Annotated in this window: 15 protein-coding genes and 2 tRNA genes; 12 read left to right on the top strand and 5 right to left on the bottom strand. The window is 54.7% G+C overall.

Going from position 1 to position 19,555, the window contains the following annotated elements:
• Window positions 1-143: 143 nt before the first annotated feature.
• The 8 genes from K1718_RS09255 to K1718_RS09220 all read left to right on the top strand — a co-directional run bounded on the left by K1718_RS09255 (window position 144) and on the right by K1718_RS09220 (window position 5,755).
• Window positions 144-218, top strand: a tRNA-Thr gene (locus tag K1718_RS09255).
• Between the two features lies 1 nt (window position 219).
• Window positions 220-284: transfer RNA gene (locus K1718_RS09250), tRNA-Leu, on the top strand.
• Window positions 285-364: 80 nt separating this feature from the next.
• On the top strand, window positions 365-619 hold the full coding sequence (locus K1718_RS09245) for a hypothetical protein (protein ID WP_152500652.1): 255 nt from the start codon (window positions 365-367) through the stop codon (window positions 617-619).
• 63 nt (window positions 620-682) lie between these two features.
• Entirely contained in the window at window positions 683-1,834 is a 1,152-nt protein-coding gene (locus tag K1718_RS09240) for a slipin family protein (RefSeq protein WP_265684682.1), read from the top strand.
• Window positions 1,835-1,946: 112 nt separating this feature from the next.
• A complete protein-coding gene (locus K1718_RS09235; RefSeq protein ID WP_265684000.1) occupies window positions 1,947-2,510 on the top strand; it encodes an RNA 2'-phosphotransferase in 564 nt (187 codons plus the stop codon).
• Between the two features lie 73 nt (window positions 2,511-2,583).
• Window positions 2,584-4,059 (top strand): MFS transporter, encoded by a 1,476-nt coding sequence (locus K1718_RS09230; protein ID WP_265683998.1) that lies wholly within the window; start codon window positions 2,584-2,586, stop codon window positions 4,057-4,059.
• 156 nt (window positions 4,060-4,215) lie between these two features.
• Window positions 4,216-5,118, top strand: coding sequence for a M91 family zinc metallopeptidase (locus K1718_RS09225; RefSeq protein WP_265683997.1), 903 nt, complete (start codon window positions 4,216-4,218; stop codon window positions 5,116-5,118).
• A gap of 70 nt (window positions 5,119-5,188) precedes the next feature.
• On the top strand, window positions 5,189-5,755 hold the full coding sequence (locus K1718_RS09220; RefSeq protein ID WP_152500649.1) for a hypothetical protein: 567 nt from the start codon (window positions 5,189-5,191) through the stop codon (window positions 5,753-5,755).
• A gap of 15 nt (window positions 5,756-5,770) precedes the next feature.
• On the opposite strand, the gene K1718_RS09215 is transcribed toward K1718_RS09220, so the two are convergent.
• The 4 genes from K1718_RS09215 to K1718_RS09200 all read right to left on the bottom strand — a co-directional run bounded on the left by K1718_RS09215 (window position 5,771) and on the right by K1718_RS09200 (window position 12,240).
• Complete coding sequence (locus K1718_RS09215) at window positions 5,771-6,997, bottom strand: DUF930 domain-containing protein (protein ID WP_285806066.1); 1,227 nt, start codon at window positions 6,995-6,997, stop codon at window positions 5,771-5,773.
• Window positions 6,998-7,142: 145 nt separating this feature from the next.
• Window positions 7,143-9,137, bottom strand: a complete 1,995-nt coding sequence (gene rpoD / locus K1718_RS09210) for an RNA polymerase sigma factor RpoD (protein ID WP_152500646.1) — start codon at window positions 9,135-9,137, stop codon at window positions 7,143-7,145.
• Between the two features lie 531 nt (window positions 9,138-9,668).
• Complete coding sequence (gene dnaG / locus K1718_RS09205; RefSeq protein ID WP_265683992.1) at window positions 9,669-11,609, bottom strand: DNA primase; 1,941 nt, start codon at window positions 11,607-11,609, stop codon at window positions 9,669-9,671.
• Between the two features lie 130 nt (window positions 11,610-11,739).
• Window positions 11,740-12,240 (bottom strand): GatB/YqeY domain-containing protein, encoded by a 501-nt coding sequence (locus tag K1718_RS09200; protein ID WP_265683990.1) that lies wholly within the window; start codon window positions 12,238-12,240, stop codon window positions 11,740-11,742.
• Window positions 12,241-12,486: 246 nt separating this feature from the next.
• Between K1718_RS09200 and carA the strand changes: the two genes are divergently transcribed.
• Window positions 12,487-13,674 carry a glutamine-hydrolyzing carbamoyl-phosphate synthase small subunit gene (gene carA / locus K1718_RS09195; protein WP_265683988.1) on the top strand — a complete coding sequence of 396 codons (1,188 nt, stop codon included), beginning with the start codon at window positions 12,487-12,489 and terminating at the stop codon, window positions 13,672-13,674.
• Between the two features lie 90 nt (window positions 13,675-13,764).
• Here the strand turns inward: carA and K1718_RS09190 are convergent, their stop codons facing one another.
• Window positions 13,765-14,202 carry a MerR family transcriptional regulator gene (locus K1718_RS09190; protein WP_265683987.1) on the bottom strand — a complete coding sequence of 146 codons (438 nt, stop codon included), beginning with the start codon at window positions 14,200-14,202 and terminating at the stop codon, window positions 13,765-13,767.
• 900 nt (window positions 14,203-15,102) lie between these two features.
• Here K1718_RS09190 and K1718_RS09185 point away from each other — a divergent pair.
• The 3 genes from K1718_RS09185 to greA all read left to right on the top strand — a co-directional run bounded on the left by K1718_RS09185 (window position 15,103) and on the right by greA (window position 19,476).
• A complete protein-coding gene (locus K1718_RS09185; RefSeq protein WP_173005937.1) occupies window positions 15,103-15,345 on the top strand; it encodes a helix-turn-helix domain-containing protein in 243 nt (80 codons plus the stop codon).
• Between the two features lie 171 nt (window positions 15,346-15,516).
• Window positions 15,517-18,879 (top strand): carbamoyl-phosphate synthase large subunit, encoded by a 3,363-nt coding sequence (gene carB / locus K1718_RS09180; protein WP_265683984.1) that lies wholly within the window; start codon window positions 15,517-15,519, stop codon window positions 18,877-18,879.
• Window positions 18,880-19,002: 123 nt separating this feature from the next.
• On the top strand, window positions 19,003-19,476 hold the full coding sequence (gene greA, locus K1718_RS09175) for a transcription elongation factor GreA (protein ID WP_152500639.1): 474 nt from the start codon (window positions 19,003-19,005) through the stop codon (window positions 19,474-19,476).
• Window positions 19,477-19,555 lie beyond the last annotated feature (79 nt).

The raw sequence follows: 19,555 nt of genomic DNA, 5'->3' as shown, positions 1-19,555 counted from the left end.
AGCTCGTCGCCTGTTTTGTATTATCACCCTTTCGCCGGTCAGATTTTCGGACCAAATGTCAGCGGTTAGGCTATTTTTGCCACTCGCGTGATCCGACACTGTCGCAATCACGTACGGACGTTGTTTTGAACATTCCGGCACAAGCGCATGTAGTTCAACGGTAGAACACCGGGAATGTTACCCGGAAGCAACAGGTTCGACTCCTGTCTTGTGCTCCATGGATAGCTCAGTTGGTAGAGCATCGGATCCAGATTCCGAATGTCGCGGGTTCAACTCCTGCTCCAAAACCCGGTCGTGAAAACCGGACTGGCCTTCCAAGCCAGCAGCTAGTCAAGCTGTTAACAATGCGGGATCTGAAGAGAGCTTGCGGACGCGGTTTGTACATCTGTCCTTCGGCCTGAATGTGCAAGTTGCAGATGTCGGAAGCCTTCGTCCGGTCGCGTTTCAAGGTCGCGCCGCAGCCTTGCTGGAAATACCGGTTTTCGAACGGGTGTGCCCTGCCCTGCTGCCGCAAGATCCGCTGTCTCGTGCCCCGCCGAAAGCCTTTGTGCTTTCTTCAGGTCTCAATATTTCGTCCCGGAAGCCGACAGTCGGTCTGCCGGATTTCAACAACCTCTAACCAGCTTCAACCCGAAGAAAGGACAACCACGTGCCTTAGTGCAATGGAAGGAATATCGAAATGATGAACTTTCTCAACAAGATCCGCGGGCGAACCCGCGTACTGATTTCTGAAAACGAACGTGCTCTTCACCTGTTGAAGGGTGAACTTAAGGGTATCCTTGGACCAGGGGACCACAGCCTGAAAAACGGCCGCGGATCACTCGTGATCGAGCGACACAATCTGGCGATACCTCAGTTTCGTTCTGTCTATGAGAAGGCACTTTTCGATAAGTTTCCTGACGTTGTCGAAAAGCACCTCACGGTAGTTCGAACCGGACCGGGTGAAATCGCGATTGTCGAGCGCGACAAGCTCATTCATGCCGTGGTTGGACCTGACGAAAGGCTGGTTCTCTGGAACGAAGCCGGCCCCTGGACCTGGCAGGTAGTCGACACGGTTGCAGAACCTGAATTGCCTGCAAAGCTGCAGCGTCGTTTGAGCGAAGCCCAAAAGGCCCAGCACCATGTGGTGATCCCGGTGACTGACGGTAGCGTCGCGCTTCTGTTCGTTGATGGAGTTCTCACAAAGGTTCTGCAGTCAGGTCTGCATGCTTACTGGAGCACTGGACGAAAGGTGTCTCAAAAGCTGATTGATCTGAAGCGTCAGAGCCTGGATGTCACCGGTCAGGAAGTCTTGACGCTCGACCGTGTCACGATCCGGATCAACCTGTCTGCGGAATACCGCGTGGTTGACCCGGTAAAAGCCACGCAGGACGTGAAGGACTTCACGGACACGCTCTATAGGGCGCTCCAGTTGGTGTTTCGTAAGCAGCTTGGTGCGCTGAAGCTTGACCAGATCCTTGAACGCAAGGGAGAAGTGAACGAAGAAGCCGAGGCGCAGATCAAGACTGACATGGCGAAGATCGGTATCGAGGTTTCCGATATCGTTCTGAAAGATGTCATTCTGCCTGGCGAAATGCGTGAGATTCTCAACAAGGTGGTGACGGCTGAAAAAGAAGCTGAAGCCAATGTCATCCGCCGCAGGGAAGAAACGAACGCAACACGTTCGCTTTTGAACACCGCAAAGGTCATGGCCGAAAATCCGGTCATGTTGCGCCTGAAAGAGTTGGAAGCTCTCGAGGCCATCGCAGGCAAGGTGGATCGTTTGACGGTCCACAACGGGACTGGAGGCCTCATGAACGACCTCGTCAAGCTGCGTGACGACACTGCAGCGTGACTACGACATTGAACGGCGCAGGGAAACCTGCGCCGTTTGCGGTTAAGGATGGTTTGCAAATTGTTTTTCAACCGAACAGCCCAAAGGGCTCGCAAACTAAAGAAAGCAAATATTGAAACGTGAAGTAAAGATTTCCAAAACCTTGTCATTCTGGCTCCGTCACAAGCCAGATGATGCAGATATTTCTCCGTCGCCCGAGGGATGGGTAGAGGTAGGTGACGTTCTAAAGGCCTTTGAGAAAAAGAAAATCTATTGCAGCTACGAGCTGCTAGAACAGATCGTCACTTCGAACGACAAAAATCGTTTCGAGTTTTCAAAAGATGGTCGGCGCATAAGGGCCAGGCAAGGTCATTCCATACCGATAGACCTCGGACTAGCTCCAACTAAGCCGCCGAATGTGCTCTTTCACGGCACCGCGACGGGTTTCCTTCCCTCAATCCAAAAGGGAGGGCTCAAGCCAATGAAACGGCACCATGTACATCTTTCATCCGATGCCAAACTAGCGGTTACCGTTGGTGCAAGGCACGGAAACCCTGTCGTTCTCGAAGTTGATGCCCAGACGATGCATCATGTTGGCTTCATCTTTTTGCAGACCGAAAATGGCGTCTGGCTCACAGAAAGTGTTCCTGAAAGATTCCTCTCAATCCATCAATCAGCAGCTATATCATTCAGCTGATTAAATAAGTTTTTCTTTTTTTATTACTTTTCCTCCTATATAGAAAGGTAAATCTTTTTTTATTGAGGTTCCCATGGCCGTCAGCTCGCCTGCTCAGGATTGCCCTCCACATCTGTTTTCCCGTGACCGCGCTGCAGGAACTCTGGCCCTGATGCTCGGGGTTGGGTCTCATGCCATCAACGGGTTTGTCACGACAGCGGTTCTCCCGGACATCATTCGCGATCTCGGTGGACAAGACCGGGCCTTTTGGGTTTTCAGCTCCTTTGAAATGATGGCCATCCTGGCAGGCTGTCTGACCGGTGCAGTCAAAGTGCGTTTCGGCGCACGTCTGCCGTTTCTCTTGGCGACCAGCCTGCTTGCATTCGGTTCCACGCTGGCAGGTCTCAGCGGTACTCTGGAAGGTCTAATTGCCGGGCGCGCCTTCCAGGGTTTCGGGGAAGGCATGATCATCGCCCTTTGCTATGGGCTTATACCCGACCTTTTTCCAAACCATGTCGCACCCCGAGTTTTCGCTTTGCTGTCGGGTGTTTGGGCTCTCGCAGCTGGCATCGGCCCCGTTTCCGCAGGTCTTTTGTCAGAGCTTTGGTCCTGGCGCGCTGCATTCCTGGTGAATATTCCACTGGTCCTGTTGCTATTTGTCCTTATGAACACGGCGCTGCCGGCAGGGTCCGCTGTGGCCCGCTCTGGTCACAAACCGGAACAGTCAACGGGAAGCAATCGAATTGCCCTGCGCCTCCTTCTGCTGATCACGAGCATTTACCTGCTGACCGTAATCGGCGAGGCACAGACGCCTGTCCGGTTGGCACTGACCATTTTGGCCGGGCTTCTTGCGGCCACTATTTTGTTGAAGATCGATGCAAACAGCATCCGCAGGCTCTTCCCGAGACAGGCCTTCCGGCTTGAAACGTTGATCGGACTGGGCACCTGGATTGTTTTTCTGACCTCAGTGGTTGCGGCAGTCCGCGCAATCTTTGTGACCACCTTCGGACAAGTCTATTGGGACATGAGCGTGACCGAAGCGAGCTATGTTGCGGCTGGTCTTGCTTTTTCGTGGACAGCCTTTTCCTGGGTGTCCGCACGCGCACCATCCCGCAAACGCGAGTTGACCTATCTGGTCACAGGTCCCGTATTGATCGCCATTGGCATGGCGATGACCGGCTATTCCCTGGAAACGCGCTCGCTCATCCTCTTTGCCCTGGCCGCCATTGTCGCCGGTGCCGGACACGGGCTGTCCAGCCAGATCCTGATGCGCTCACTGATGTACACAGCGAAAGGTCAGGAGCAGAACCTTGTTTCCAGCATTCTGCCAACCATCTCCTCAGCCGGCATTGCGATCGGTGGCGGCCTGACAGGTCTGATTGCAATCCAGACCGGACTGATTACGCCCGGCGCCGAGACCTTGTTGACCAAGGCCGCCATCGCGCAGTCAGGTGCTTCGGTATTCTACACCAACGCATTCCTGATGTTGGTACCGGCAAGCGCAATGATGATATTGCGGCGGCGTCTCATTCTCGTGGAAAGCCGAGACGTTAAACCTGATCGAGCCTAAGCCCCGATCTCGCAGGCAATCCCGGATGCACTAAACCTGGCCAGTGAACGCAAAACCTGAATGTGCTGAAAGACGAAAAGTGTGACGTAGCGGCATTGACTAAAAAGGGCCCAAGGCGGAAAATTTCATCATTATTGCTCGAAAAACGGTAGTTACATGAAATTTCCCGCCGCCCGGCTCCTCATTGACCAGCACATCTGCCCGATGTGTTTTGGTGTGCCGTTGCCGATTGTCTGGAAATGTGCCTGGACGGTACTCACCGGCATGATGCCCCAGGCGCGCGTCACTGATCTTTGCATCTGCGTTGGCCCGCCGCCGCCCATAGGTGGCGATCCGATTGTAACCGGAGCCTGGACGGTTCTGGTCGAGGGCTTGCCGGCTGCACGCATGACCGACCTGACCCTGAAAGCAGGCTCCATCGTTACCGGATACCCAACCGTTCTGATAGGCACAGCAGGCGCAGGAGGTGGCGGCGGAGCTGGAGGTGGTGGCGGCGCAGCCGGCCCCGGCCCGGTCGGCACCACCAAAGTTGGACCGTCAATTGAAATTGAAGGAACTGAACAGTTCCGAGAGCAAACCGTTCAGGCACTGGCCAAAATCGCGCAGACGCCGTCCGGCGCCAAGCTTTTGACCGATCTGCACAACTCAGGCAAAACGATAACGATAAAAGAGACCACTGGCGGGAATAAGGTCACTGGCTTTACCAATGACGGCAAACTCGATTCCAGCGGCAATCCGGGTTCAGGCTGTGATACGACCGTGCACTACAATCCCAACCGGACGAGCTATGGAACTGCACAGCCCTGGCAGACACGCCCGCCCGAAATCGGTCTCGCCCATGAGCTGATACACGCTCAACATGCCGCCGATGGTGAGCTGGATTTCTCGAAGGTGGACAATGACAGCAAGCCAGATCCTGCAGATCCGACCAAAAAGGCCAAGGTCATCAAGGAAGAAGCCAAGACCGTTGGAATACCGCCACATGACAACGAACCCTACAGTGAAAACAAAATCCGTGAGGAATGGGACCCCAAGCAACCCGAACGATTATTCTATTAATCGACGCTTTCTGCTGCTCGGGCTGTTGTCCTCAGGCTTCAATTTCAGTTTCCAGAAAAAGGCATCCGCAATGTCATCGTCCAGCAATCAAAACAATGACATATCCTTGGCGGTTCAATTGCAGCAAGACGGTCCGACGCTCCGTCTCAACTACCAGGTAAGCAATCTGAGCGATCGAACCGCATATCTATTCGATGTCCTTCATGACGAGTTCAACGGCTCTGTTTTTCCGCTGGTAGAGGCTTCTTACGCAACAATCGAGCAAGGCCAACTGGTGTTCAGCCGTCAGATTGTCGACGTACCCGAGGGAATGCTTCTTGAAGGGTTCAATATTCCCTTTGTCACACCGGTCAGGCCAGGCCGTACTATCAAAAAGTCAATCTTGCAGCCACAACCGGTTTACCCCTGGACCGCCTATATCGACCGGGATGACTTCCCACCGGCGCAAGGTGTTCTCGACATGAACGCCTATTTTCGTATCGGCTACTTTATGGAAGCACAGGGTACAAGCGAACTCGCCCGTGTGGCGGAGACCGACAACGGGTCTCACCCGTATTTCGACCCGTTCCCCATAGAGTCCCAGAAGTACCTCATGACCGGACCACTTGGCACAGTCCGGGTCTATGACCTTGGCTGAGGCAATCAGCGCCTCCTAAAAGCCTGTCAGCCCCCTCTCAGCCCATTGGCTTTGAGGAATTTCCGGTCCGATCTTGAAAGCGAATTTTTCAACGCGTGTCACCTCGCCATCCGTCTCGCACCGGAAAGCGACATCGAACCAACGCCCCAGACTTCGAAACGCGGCCCGCCTGGGTTCCAGCACCGTGCCGGGCTGAGGCCTGAAGCTGGGCAAAAGTTCAGGTGGAACCGGGCTGGCAATCGTCAGCTGCGCACGCAACTCTGTCATACACAAAAGGTTCAGCCGTTGCCCGGCTGGCATTCCCCGCATGGCTGTCCGGCTGCGTGTATCGTCCAATATCCGCTCAGAATAGAGTTCGCGTGCCTGCAATAAATCCTGACGTTGAGGAGCTGATGCGGCAGGGCGCACACTTGCCTGAGGCCTGTCGGGCTTGGGCGTTGGCGTTTGAGACGTCGCGATCCGGCCAACCGTTCCAAAGTCCTCAACAGGCGCAGCATCGTCATCGCCAAGAAGCCGTTCAACGCCCGGCTCCTCGACGACATCCGTCTCCACTTCCTGCTCTGGCTCTGGCTCTGGCTCTGGCTCTGGCTCTGGCTCTGGCTCTGGCTCTGGCTCTGGCTCTGGCTCTGGCTCTGGCTCTGGCTCTGGCTCTGGCTCTGGCTCTGGCTCTGGCTCTGGCTCTGGCTCTGGCTCTGGCTCTGGCTCTGGAGCAGAATTGTCTACCGTCTCGGTCTCTTCAATCTCTTCCTGCGGCAGGTCAGTCTCTTCCTCTACTATCTCAGAAGTGTCTTCAGTCGTTTCTTCCGGAAGCTCTTCTGAAACCTCGTCTGTCTCGCTATCCTCTGCGTCCGGAGTGGAGGTGCCCTCTTCGTCTTCGTCGCTAAACTCTTCCACCGACGGCAGTACCGGCGTCTCCTGCGGCTGCTCTGCTTGTGCAAGTTCTTCTGGCGCAGGCGCGGATTGCTCGGGTTCTTCTGCTTCAGGCTCTTCCGATTCCGGTGGCGGCTCTTCTGCCTCGGGTTCTTCCGGGATCTCTGCGACTTCCGGCTCTGGCGGTGTGATCAGCTCAACTTCAATGGGTGTTTGCACCGGCGTCGGCTCATAACCGGATATCACACCGGTTAACAGAAGAGCGGCCAGCCCGTGCAACAGCAAAGACGCCGTCAGACCGAGTGCAAGATACCGTTTTTCCTCGGAGTTTACGTCCTCCATAGGTCTGTCTGTATCTGCGATTAGGGCCAAAAAAGCGCTCCTGAGCGAAAACCCGCCGTCAATCCAGTGTCACATTTTCTGAAAATGGTGTCGATGTTCTGTCACACCGTGCCATTGAGCAAACAAAAACCCGGCATCACTGCCGGGTTTCCGCATTAGTGTTCTGAAAGCAGCCTTAGCTGTCGAGGAACGAGCGCAGCTTGCGAGACCGGCTGGGGTGTTTCAACTTGCGAAGTGCCTTTGCCTCGATCTGGCGAATACGTTCACGCGTCACGGAGAACTGCTGACCAACCTCTTCCAGAGTATGGTCGGTGTTCATGCCGATGCCGAAGCGCATTCTGAGAACGCGCTCTTCACGCGGTGTAAGCGAAGCCAGAACACGTGTGGTGGTTTCACGCAGGTTCGACTGGATGGCGGCATCGATCGGCAGAACGGCGTTCTTGTCTTCGATGAAATCGCCCAGATGCGAATCTTCTTCATCCCCGATCGGCGTTTCAAGCGAGATCGGTTCCTTGGCGATCTTGAGGACCTTGCGGACCTTTTCAAGCGGCATCTGCAGCTTTTCAGCCAGCTCTTCTGGTGTCGGTTCGCGTCCAATCTCGTGCAACATCTGACGCGATGTTCGCACGATCTTGTTGATCGTCTCGATCATGTGCACCGGAATTCGGATCGTCCTCGCCTGGTCCGCAATCGACCGGGTAATCGCCTGACGGATCCACCACGTTGCATATGTGGAGAACTTGTAACCGCGCCGGTATTCAAATTTGTCCACCGCCTTCATGAGGCCAATGTTGCCTTCCTGGATGAGATCCAGGAACTGAAGACCGCGGTTTGTGTATTTCTTTGCAATAGAGATCACGAGGCGCAGGTTGGCTTCGACCATTTCCTTTTTGGCGATGCGTGCTTCACGCTCGCCCTTCTGGACCATTGCTACGATCCGGCGGAATTCGGTGATCTCCAGACCCGTTTCGGTTGCCAGTGTCTGGATTTCCTGACGCAGCTCGCGAACGGTTTCTTTTTCCTTGGCGATGAAGTTCTTCCAGCCACGGGTGGAAAGATTTGCCACCTTGCGCAACCAGTTCGGGTCGAGTTCGGCACCCTGATACTGTTTCAGGAAGTCGGTACGGTCGACGTTGTAGCTGTCTGCAAGACGCAAAAGCCGGCCTTCATAACCCATCAGACGCTTGTTGATGTCGTAAAGCTGAGCAACCAGGGCGTCGATACGGTTCTGGTTGAGAGACAGGCTCTTCACATCGACAATGATGTCTTCTTTCAACTTCTTGTAGCGGCGCTCCTGGCTCGGCGACAAGGTCTTGTTGGCCAGCTTGTTTTCAACCAGTTGGTCCTGAAGACGGCGCAGCTTCTTGTAGTTGTCTGCGATGTTGTCGAAAGTTTCCAGCACTCCCGGCTTCAGCTCGGCTTCCATGGCCGAGAGAGAGACGTTGGATTCAAACTCGTCGTCATCGTCCTCGTCGCTGTCGCCTTCACCCTCTTCACCTTCGGTTTCTTCCGAAACGCCGCCAGTGGATTCAGCTGGTTTTTCACCGGGTGCAACGTCATCGTTTGCAACGGCCGGGCCCGCTTTGGCGTCCGGGCCAGCATATGTCGCTTCAAGATCGATAATATCACGCAGCAGGACCTGGGCTTCATTCAGCTCGTCGCGCCAGATGATGATGGCCTGGAACGTCAGCGGGCTTTCACACAAGCCTGCGATCATGGCCTCGCGGCCGGCCTCGATGCGCTTTGCGATAGCGATTTCGCCTTCGCGGGAAAGCAGCTCCACCGACCCCATTTCACGCAAGTACATGCGAACAGGATCGTCAGTGCGGTCTGCCGGTTCCTTGGTCGTGGTCGTCTTGGCAACCGCCGTCGTCGTGGCCGTCACCAACTCGCCGCCATCGACTTCGTCCGGGCCGTCATCAGCTTCTTCGGAATCGATCACATTGATGCCCATGTCGGAAAGCATCGACATGGTGTCTTCGATCTTTTCGGAGGACACCTGCTCTGAAGGCAGGACTTCGTTCAGCTCATCGTAAGTGACATAGCCGCGCTTCTTGGCTGCTTTGATCATCTTCTTGACGGCGGCATCCGACAGGTCCAGCAGCGGGCCGTCCGGACCGTCCGTGCTCTGCTCCTGATTTTCGTCTGCCTGTGTCGCTTTGGCTACCATATCGTGCTCCAGTTCGTGGCCGATGCGGCCACGCAGCGCCCTTTGTTTAGCTTCAACCCAATCCGGTTTCGGCGCGCCTGCTTTTACTTGCGGCGTCGATCCAAAGAATCAGTCTGGGTTGTTTGTAAGCCGTGTCCCTTAAGTCCCAATTAACCGTACACTTTTCGACATTGTGAAAAATCAGCATCGACGAAGCGCACGACCTTCTTGTCTCACACTCGACAATCGAGCGCGGGTGTGGTGTTCAAACGGGTTGCAGCGTTTCTTCAGACTATTGCCGCGAGCTGGCTTGGTGGCTGCGGCGCGCAATGGCTGCAAAACCCCTATTTAGCTCGACGCTCACGATTCGCAAGTGTGATTCGTCACAGGTCAATGGGAAAATGCGTTTTTTGGCCTTTTGCGGGGCAACAAGCGGGTTTTTATGGCTTCTTTCAAGCCCGCGCGGCATTCGACATTCAAGAAAGAGAGCTCAACTTTTCCGCCGTCTTTGCCGGCAATCACTCAAGAAGTTCACGACGGCACCGATCTGGTCTATCCAGCAGCAACTGTTTCAGCCGGTGCCTGTGGTCCTGCCTGTCTGATTTTTTTGGCCCGTTCCGCAAGATCCTGTTCCTCGCGCGCGCACTCCTCACGCCGCCGACTGAGATCCTGCGTCAACGCCTGAATGCGCGCCCAGGAATGTTCGTCGATTTCTTCATCGGTACTTTTGAGTTCCGTTGCCAATTCGTCTTCCAGGGCGTTTAGCTCCAGGACGTCGATGAAATGGAGGTAGGCCGCTTCGACAAAATCCTCCGGTGGATTTGATTTCAACAAGGGGAAACGGTGATTGAGCGCGGAAAACTCCGCTCGCTTTTGCTGCTGAAGTCCGATCGTCTCCAACATCATCTCATACATGATGTCCTTTAGCGGTTCGTCAAAGGCACTCGTCAGATCCGCAATCGGCGTCTCTTCCAGATCGTCCACGATGCGGCACAGAATATCGCGCAGTTGCACATGCAGTTCATTGACAAACGGCAGTCTGGAAAACCGCTCGAAATTCCGGTCCAGCAGGTGCGGGAACCGCATGCAAAGACCCAACACCAGGCGTTCGGTGCCGAAATCATCACTTGCGGCCACGCTTTCACGCACCTTGCCGAGTGAGGGAATATCGGCGGATTTCTTCCCATCGCCGCGATTTTGTCGGGCTTGTTCGAAAAACAGGTTGGACAGCTTGAATTTCAGGTCGAGCTGATAGCGACGACGGACACGTTCATCCCTGATCGTACCAATCAGATCGTCAAACCGCTTCTCAAGAGCTGCCTTGCGTTCCGGTGTGTCCAGGCGTGAAACCGAGATCTCCCTGTCCCAAACAACGTCGAACAGCGACTGGGCCCGGCCAACCTCGGTATGGAACCCTTCCAGCCCTCGTTTTTTGACGAGATCATCAGGGTCCATGCCGTCCGGCAGGAAGCAGAACTGGAATGAATAGCCACTTTTGAGAACCGGAAAGATCCTGTCGATCGCGCGATGAGCCGCTGAAACACCGGCAACATCCCCGTCAAAGCAAATCACAGGTTCCGGGGCGAATTTCCAAAGCCGCACGACCTGATCCTCGGTAAAGGCCGTGCCCAAAGAAGCAACGACATGCCGAACACCTGCTTGCGATAACGCAATCGCATCAAGATAGCCTTCCACCACCACAGCTTCGCCGGACTTGAAGGCGGGTTCACGTGCCCGGTGCGCATTGAACAGCATGACACCTTTGTGAAAGAGCGGCGTTTCTGGAGAATTCAGGTATTTCGGCTGTCCGTCGGGCAAGAGCGTTCGCCCGCCGAAGGCGACCACACGTCCGCGATCATCCTGGATAGGTATCATTAGTCGACCGCGAAAGCGGTCGTATCCAGGCCGACCGTCCTCCGGCTTGATTACCAGCCCCGCTTCAACCATGACAGCTTCCGGAACATCCTTCGCCGCCAGATGGCTTTTCAACGCATCCCGGCTGTCTGGTGCAAAACCGAAACGGAATTCGGCAAGCGTTTCACGGCTAAGGCCACGCCCAAGCGCATACTTGCGTGCGGTCTCGCCACGACCGCCGGCAAACTCGGCCTGAAAAAACTGCGCGGCCATCTCGCAAACATCTGCAAGCCCGGCCCGTTTCTTTTCCCGTCTCGCAGCCTGCGGGTCGGGTGCAGGCAAGGCAACGCCAGCTTGTTCAGCGAGCCGCTCAACTGTCTCCGGAAAGCTGAGGCCCTCTGTTTCACAGACGAAGGTGAAGTGATCGCCAGACGCGCCACAGCCAAAACACTTGTACCGATTGCGCCGGTCATCGACATGGAAACTCGGGCTTTTTTCCTGGTGAAACGGACAGCACGCCCAATAGTCGCCCTTGCCGGGCTGTGTCTTGCGCTGGTCCCATGTGACCCGTCGCCCAACCAGATCTGACAGCGTCAGCCGGGCACGAATTTCATCAAGAAGACGCTGATCAAAGCGCATGGAGTTATGGCTGCCTGGAGTTCAGAAATAGCAATCGATCCGTGGCTGCCACACGGACGGCCAAACGGACGGACAAAAATAGTGGGTAAATGCGAATGAAGCTAGACCGCGATGGGATTTCTAACTGCCGTTACTCCGCTTCGGTGCCACTGGCTTCAGCTGTTGCAGCGCCGTTTCCGTTGGTTCGCAGCATATCCTTGACGACGCAAGAGGCTTGAACAAAGTCCATTTTCCCCGGATATCGGGTTTTGAGTTCACTCATGCAGCGGCCGATGTCTCTCAGCCCATGGGCATCGATGTCCTTGACGGTCTCTTCACAGATCGCCCGCACTTCCTCGTCACTCAATTGAGCGGGCAGAAATTCGCGAATAATTTCCTGTTCAACACGTTCCTGTTCGGCCAGATCGAGCTGCCCACCGCTTTCAAATTCAACAGCGGAGCTTTCCCGCTGGTGGATCATTTTCTGAAGAATTTCAATAACGTCATGCTCGCTGACGCCGTCCTTGCCGTTCTCTCGGGCCGCAGCCTCACGGTCCTTTACCGCGGTCTGAACCAGACGCAAGGTCGCACATCGGCGTTTGTTGCCGTCATCCTGCGCAGCTTTGAGGGCCGCGCTGATTCTGTCACGCATCGCTTCGCCCATGGATTACTCTACCCCTGCCATGCTGAGGCTCGATGCCGTTCGGCGCCCACGCGAACCACTCAGCCAAGTCATTGAATTTTAAAGATCTTTTTTCAACGGATCAATATTGACGATCCAAGCCGCTTCCCATAGAGTCCCGCGCTTAATGCAGACGGCCTAGCGCGGGTCCTTTTTCCCGCTTCAGACGCCTTTCCTGCAGCGCATGATGTCACCAACAAGACCTGGAAACAAGACATGACGACTGCAGACGCATGGTCCGAGACCCCGGCGACCGCCCTTCTTGTGCTCGCCGACGGCAGCATCATCGAGGGTGTAGGCCTTGGCGCCACGGGACAGGCCGTTGGTGAAATCTGCTTCAACACCGCCATGACCGGCTACCAGGAAATCCTGACCGACCCGTCCTACTCCGGACAGATCATAACCTTCACGTTCCCTCATATAGGTAACGTCGGGACGAATGACGAGGATATCGAGACCGTCAACATGGCTGCCGACAGCGGTATCCGTGGCGTGGTACTTGCGGCAGAGGTCACCGACCCAAACAATTATCGGGCTGCGCGCCATCTGGATGCTTGGCTGAAAAGCCGCAACATGATCGGGATATGCGGTGTGGACACACGTGCACTGACCGCTCTCATTCGGGAAAAGGGTGTGCCCAACGGGGTTATCGCTCATTCCCCGGACGGCAAATTCGACAGAGACGCGCTGAAAACAGCTGCGTCGAACTGGCCCGGCCTTGTCGGTATGGATCTCGCAAAGGACGCTTCGACAACCCAGTCGCACCCCTGGTCGCAAACCACCTGGCACTGGGATGAAGGATTTGGCGAAACAACCGAAGGCAAATTCAAGGTCGTTGCGATTGATTTCGGAATTAAGCGCAATATTTTGCGGTTGTTGACCGATGCCGGATGCGAAGTGACTGTTTTGCCGGCAACAGCATCGGCAGAAGATGTGCTCGCACATCGACCGGATGGTGTTTTCCTGTCAAATGGTCCGGGTGATCCGGCCGCAACGGGTACGTATGCCGTCAAGACGATCAAGAAAGTCGTCGACACGGGTGTCCCGACTTTTGGCATTTGCCTGGGACACCAGATGCTTGCGCTGGCGCTTGGCGGGCAAACCCTGAAAATGCACCAGGGCCATCACGGCGCCAACCATCCGGTCTTCGATCACACAACCGGAAAGGTCGAGATAACATCTATGAACCACGGCTTTGCAGTCGACGCTGAAAGCCTGCCTGACAATGTCCAGCAGACGCATGTCTCGCTATTCGATGGCTCGAATTGCGGGTTGGCAATGAAGGACAAGCCGGTCTTTTCCGTGCAGTATCACCCGGAAGCCTCTCCGGGGCCCCGCGACAGCCACTATTTGTTCAAGCGGTTTACGGATCTGATGAAGGCAAGAGAAACCGAACCGGCTTAGTCAGGTGTCGAAAAGAGACACAAGAACCGACACTCAAAACGAAAAAACCCGGCAAGCAAGCTTGCCGGGTTTTTTTTGAATCGAAACCAGTTAGTGAACGAGTTCGTCGAACACCGTGAGGATCTGGTCAACCTCTGCGATCTGATCATCAAGCATCTGCTTCTGTTCCAGCAGAATTTCCTGCTGGCCTTTACAGATCTCTTGAAGTTCCTTGAACTGATCTTCGCGTTTGGAGTTTCCTTCAACCAGCTTGATCACCCTGCGGATTTCAGCGAGGGTCAATCCGATTTTCTTCGCCTGAAGAATGACACGCATGCGTGACACATCACGCGGCCCGTAAAACCGGCGCGCACCTTTGCGCACGGGGTTCAGCAGACCTTTTTCTTCATAAAAACGCAGTGTGCGCAGCGTGACATTGAAGCGTTCTGACATTTCGGAGATCGCAAGTGAGCGATCTTCAATTACCACGTCCTGCCCCGGACCAGCGATGTCCGGAACAACGACCATCTTGGTAGCTACATTGTTCATTCTATTAAGCCCGATCTTGTCCTTTTTGTTCCAGGCCTGATTGGGTCATGTAACGCCCCTGGTTTTCCGGTCCCACCATCGGTCCGCCAGGTCCCACTGACACTACACTTAAAGCTCCTGTTGCCGGAAAGCGTGGCTTACCGGTTCAGAAGCTCCCAACATCAGACTCCTAGGAGACTAAGCACTAGTCTAATACAACAGAATGACAGATAAAATCTACAGTAAAATTGGAATTATTGACTACTTTCCGCGCAAGTTTCAGCTTTTTGAAAACTAAAACTTCAATAAATGCAGAAAGGACATACAACTTTGAATAAATAGTTCCTGATGGAATTTGATTTCAGGGTATAAATATTAATTATCGATAATCTGGCACTAATAAATAGAGTAATCTTCAGTCGCGATTTCCACAACGATTTTCCCTAACCCCACGGCAGATTGAGGTCAAAAAATACTTTGTTTTCTTTACCTTAACCCTGACAATTATTACATGACGTCGCTAGTCTTTAAATATTATCTAGAAAACTCGCGATCAATCTGAATTCTAACCGCCTGCTGTGAGGCAATCTTTCACACCCACATTGCACGCTTAACGTGCATATCTCAACGAAACTGAAAGTCATACACACAAACTGAGCGGAATTCCGTTCTTGTCTAGCGTACGAATCTAACCCTTCGCGCCGCTAATATTTGTCCGTCTGTTCAAATTTCAAGTGGTGATGGCGCATTCGTCGCACAAAAAAGAGCACATTGTGCACTTCCCGATTGACAAGAACGCGTCCAGGTTATTTTTGTCTTATTTGTCAGCACGCTGGCTGCTGACGAAGCCCGTACGGAACGAAGATATTCCGGAACATTGGTAATATGGCCGAATCAAAATCAAAAAATCCTGTGCAAGGCATGACCCCCCAGCAGTTTCGCATCTGGCGGCGCACCCTGGGACTGAAGCAAAAGGACGCTGCCGACAGGCTCGGTCTGAAGAAGCGCATGATCCAGTACTATGAAAAGGGTAACCGGGACGGCCGTCCGGTAGAAATCCCGAAATCAATCCGACTCGCTTGCTATGCCTTGTCCGAAGGAATTGGTGACTTTGACGGTCAAAGCACCGCTCCCTTGCCCGCTGAAAGCAAAGAGACCGATTAAACCTGCAATTTGGACGCAGAAAACGTCTGAATGATACCCTGCCGGGGTTCCATACCGTCGTTCTTTTCCCTATAAGACGCGCTCAGCCAACATTGTCATTCACCTCATGATAGAGCCCGACCGAATAACGGCGACGTTATCCGGACTGGCCGCTGCGAGCTGCGAGCCGAGATGCCCAAACGCACTGATATCTCTTCCATACTGATCATAGGTGCCGGTCCGATTGTTATCGGTCAGGCCTGCGAATTCGACTATTCCGGCACGCAGGCCTGCAAGGCGCTGCGAGAGGAAGGGTATCGCATTATTCTGGTGAACTCGAACCCGGCGACGATCATGACTGATCCCGATCTTGCCGACGCCACATATATTGAGCCGATCACACCAGACCTTGTGGCCAAGATCATCGAAAAAGAGCGCCCGGACGCACTCCTGCCAACCATGGGTGGGCAAACCGCACTCAACTGTGCGCTGGATCTTGAGGAAATGGGGGTCCTTGAAAAATTCGGGGTGGAGATGATCGGCGCCCGTGCCGATGTCATTGAAAAGGCCGAAGACCGAGAAAAGTTCAGGGCCGCCATGGATGTGATCGGTCTTGAAAACCCGCGTGCATCCATCGCATCGTCACCCGCCATTCGAGGAGAAGACGGCAAGATCACCGGATATGACCGCAACGCCGGATATCTGGAAGCCATGCGTGCGCTAGACGAAATCGGTTTGCCAGCCATCATTCGTCCGGCATTCACACTCGGCGGCACCGGTGGCGGCGTTGCCTATAACCGGGAAGAATACGAGACAATCGTTCGCTCGGGCATCGACGCCTCGCCTGTTGGCCAGGTCCTGATCGATGAAAGCCTGCTCGGTTGGAAGGAATATGAGATGGAAGTGGTCCGCGACAAAGCGGATAACTGCATCATCATTTGCTCGATTGAAAACGTCGATCCAATGGGAGTTCACACTGGAGATTCAATCACCGTTGCACCGGCACTGACGCTGACGGACAAAGAATACCAGATCATGCGCGATGCCTCGATCGCAGTTCTGCGCGAGATCGGTGTGGAAACGGGGGGGTCGAACGTGCAGTTCGCCGTCAATCCCGAAAACGGCCGTCTGGTGGTGATCGAGATGAACCCGAGGGTTTCACGTTCGTCTGCACTTGCCTCCAAGGCAACAGGTTTCCCGATTGCGAAAATCGCCGCCAAGCTGGCGGTCGGCTATACCCTGGATGAACTTGAAAACGACATTACAGGTGGTGCCACGCCTGCATCCTTCGAGCCGACGATCGACTATGTCGTCACCAAGATCCCGCGTTTTGCTTTCGAAAAATTCCCCGGGTCTGTCCCGACCTTGACCACTGCAATGAAGTCGGTCGGCGAAGTGATGGCCATCGGCCGGACCTTCAATGAAAGTCTTCAGAAAGCTCTTCGTGGTCTGGAAACCGGCCTGAATGGTCTCGACGAAACCGAAATCCCCGGTCTTGACCAGGGCGACGACCGCAATGCACTTCGGGCCGCGGTTTCAACCGCGACCCCGACACGCCTTTTGAACGTCGCTCAAGCCATGCGTCTTGGTATGAGCGTGGAAGAAGCACATCAGGCAAGCGGGATCAGCACCTGGTTCCTGGAACAGATGGCCGACATCCTGGCGATGGAAGCAAAAGTGCGCAACATCGGTCTGCCGAAAGATGCGGCAAACTTGCGCAAGCTCAAATCAATGGGCTTTTCGGACGCAAGACTGGCGAGCCTTGCAGGGCTTGAGGCAGACGATATCGTTAAGTTGCGGCAGCAACTGAACGTGCATCCGGTCTATAAGCGCATCGACACTTGCGCAGCCGAATTCGCTTCCCCGACCGCTTACATGTATTCGACCTATGAAACCCCTTTCATGGGCAAACCGGCCTGTGAATCCGACCCGTCCGATCGGAAGAAAGTCGTCATTTTGGGTGGCGGACCGAACCGGATCGGACAGGGCATTGAATTTGACTATTGCTGCTGTCATGCCGCCTTTGCGCTTGATGACGCCGGGTATGAGACCATCATGGTCAATTGCAATCCGGAGACCGTGTCCACGGACTATGATACCTCCGACAGGCTCTATTTCGAGCCGCTGACGTCAGAAGATGTCTTGGAGATCATACGCCGCGAGCAGGAGAACGGTACGCTACACGGCGTTATTGTTCAGTTCGGTGGTCAGACACCACTCAAGCTGGCTCAGTCGCTGGTTAAGGCCAACGTGCCGATCCTCGGTACCTCTCCCGATATGATCGATCTGGCCGAAGATCGGGACCGCTTCCAGAAGCTCTTGATCAAATTGGACCTGAAACAGCCGGAAAACGGTATTGCCTACTCGGTCGAACAGGGCCGTCTGATTGCAGGGCAGCTCGGTCTGCCATTGGTCGTACGCCCATCCTATGTTCTTGGTGGCCGCGCCATGCAGATCATTCGCGACGAAGAAGCGCTCAATTCATACCTGCTCGGCACCTTGCCCGAACTGGTTCCGGCTGAAGTTCGGGCCAAGTATCCGAACGACAAGACCGGTCAGATCAATACGGTGCTGGGCACCAACCCCCTCTTGTTCGACCGCTATCTGGACGGTGCGATCGAGGTTGATGTCGACGCGCTTTGCGACGGCAAGGACGTCTTTGTTTGCGGCATCATGGAACACATCGAGGAAGCCGGCATTCACTCTGGTGACAGCGCCTGCTCTCTTCCTGCTTTCTCCTTGAAACAAGAGCTCATCGACGAGCTGAAGCGCCAGACAACGGCATTGGCCCTGGCGCTTGAAGTCGGTGGATTGATGAATGTGCAGTTCGCGATCAGAGGCGATGAAATCTACGTCCTTGAAGTGAACCCTCGCGCATCGCGAACGGTACCCTTTGTCGCCAAGACCATCGGTGAGCCCATTGCCAAGATCGCCAGCCGGGTCATGGCTGGTGAGAGCCTGGCATCATTCGGCCTCTCCGAGGCAAAACTCGATCACATCGCGGTCAAGGAAGCTGTGTTCCCGTTCGCGCGTTTCCCGGGTGTCGACACCATTCTTGGTCCGGAAATGCGCTCCACCGGTGAGGTCATGGGCCTCGACACGGCCTTCGGACAGGCATTTGCCAAAGCACAGCTTGGCAGCGGCACAGGCGTGCCGGGAAATGGCACCGTCTTCATCTCCATGCGCGACGACGACAAAGCTGGTGTCGTGGATGCTGTCCGCAGCCTCGAAGCTGCTGGCTTCAACATCATTGCCACAGGTGGCACACAGAAATATCTCGAAGCAAATGGCATTGCGGTGAAGAAGATCAACAAGGTGCTTGAAGGCCGACCACATATCGTCGATGCTATCAAGAACGGTGAAGTTCAACTCGTCTTTAACACCACGGAAGGTGCGCAGGCGATTGCCGACAGCCGGTCGATGCGCCGCGCAGCTCTCCTGAATAAAGTGCCGTATTACACGACGCTTTCGGGTTCCGTTGCTGCCGCCAAGGGAATAACCGCCCACAAGGCGGGGAGCCTTGAAGTAAGACCTTTACAATCCTACTTCGGCTGAGGCTATTATACTCGTTGACCGGCCGGGAAAGCGCGCCTTTCCCGGCTTGGTTTGTTTTTGTAGAAGCGCGGTCCTTTAAGAAGAGATGAGAAGAGGACCCAATAAGCTGAAGGTCTGAGACCCATGGAAAAAGTTCCGATGACCTCTGCCGGTTACAAAATGCTTCAGGATGAGCTGAAGGAACGTACCACGGTTGAGCGTCCGCGCATCGTTGATGCCATTGCTGAAGCACGCGCACATGGCGACCTGTCGGAAAACGCAGAATACCATGCAGCCAAAGAAGCACAGAGCCTGAACGAAGGCCGCATTGCGGAACTGGAAGACAAGCTGTCCCGTGCCGAGGTTATCGACGTGACCAAACTTGACGGCGAGATCGTCAAATTCGGTGCGACCGTTTCCCTGATCGACGAGGACACGGAAGAAGAAAAGAAATACATGATCGTTGGCGACGTCGAATCCGACGTGAAGCACAACAAGGTCTCGATTTCGTCTCCCATCGCGCGCGCTTTGATCGGCAAGTCGGTTGGCGACAGTGTTGAAGTCGCAGCTCCCGGCGGTGCTCGCTCCTATGAGATCGTCGAAGTCAGGTTCATGTAGACCAGAGCTTCGCAAGCAACTCATTTTCAAGCAACTTTTCTACCGCTTTACCCTTTGACGCCTGCCGGTCTATCGCTAA

The organism is Roseibium porphyridii, from assembly GCF_026191725.2.
Lineage (GTDB): Bacteria > Pseudomonadota > Alphaproteobacteria > Rhizobiales > Stappiaceae > Roseibium > Roseibium porphyridii.
Note: the sequence above shows the minus strand (reverse complement) of the source record. Positions and strands in the feature narration are given on the sequence as shown.

Coding starts and splice junctions, on each gene's coding strand:
- K1718_RS09240 (WP_265684682.1), top strand. CDS start 683: ATGAACTTTCTCAACAAGATCCGCGGGCGAACCCGCGTACTGATTTCT.
- rpoD (WP_152500646.1), bottom strand. CDS start 9,137: ATGGTAGCCAAAGCGACACAGGCAGACGAAAATCAGGAGCAGAGCACG.
- K1718_RS09225 (WP_265683997.1), top strand. CDS start 4,216: ATGAAATTTCCCGCCGCCCGGCTCCTCATTGACCAGCACATCTGCCCG.
- K1718_RS09220 (WP_152500649.1), top strand. CDS start 5,189: ATGTCATCGTCCAGCAATCAAAACAATGACATATCCTTGGCGGTTCAA.
- K1718_RS09190 (WP_265683987.1), bottom strand. CDS start 14,202: ATGAACAATGTAGCTACCAAGATGGTCGTTGTTCCGGACATCGCTGGT.
- carA (WP_265683988.1), top strand. CDS start 12,487: ATGACGACTGCAGACGCATGGTCCGAGACCCCGGCGACCGCCCTTCTT.
- K1718_RS09185 (WP_173005937.1), top strand. CDS start 15,103: ATGACCCCCCAGCAGTTTCGCATCTGGCGGCGCACCCTGGGACTGAAG.
- carB (WP_265683984.1), top strand. CDS start 15,517: ATGCCCAAACGCACTGATATCTCTTCCATACTGATCATAGGTGCCGGT.
- K1718_RS09200 (WP_265683990.1), bottom strand. CDS start 12,240: ATGCGTGACAGAATCAGCGCGGCCCTCAAAGCTGCGCAGGATGACGGC.
- greA (WP_152500639.1), top strand. CDS start 19,003: ATGGAAAAAGTTCCGATGACCTCTGCCGGTTACAAAATGCTTCAGGAT.
- dnaG (WP_265683992.1), bottom strand. CDS start 11,609: ATGCGCTTTGATCAGCGTCTTCTTGATGAAATTCGTGCCCGGCTGACG.
- K1718_RS09230 (WP_265683998.1), top strand. CDS start 2,584: ATGGCCGTCAGCTCGCCTGCTCAGGATTGCCCTCCACATCTGTTTTCC.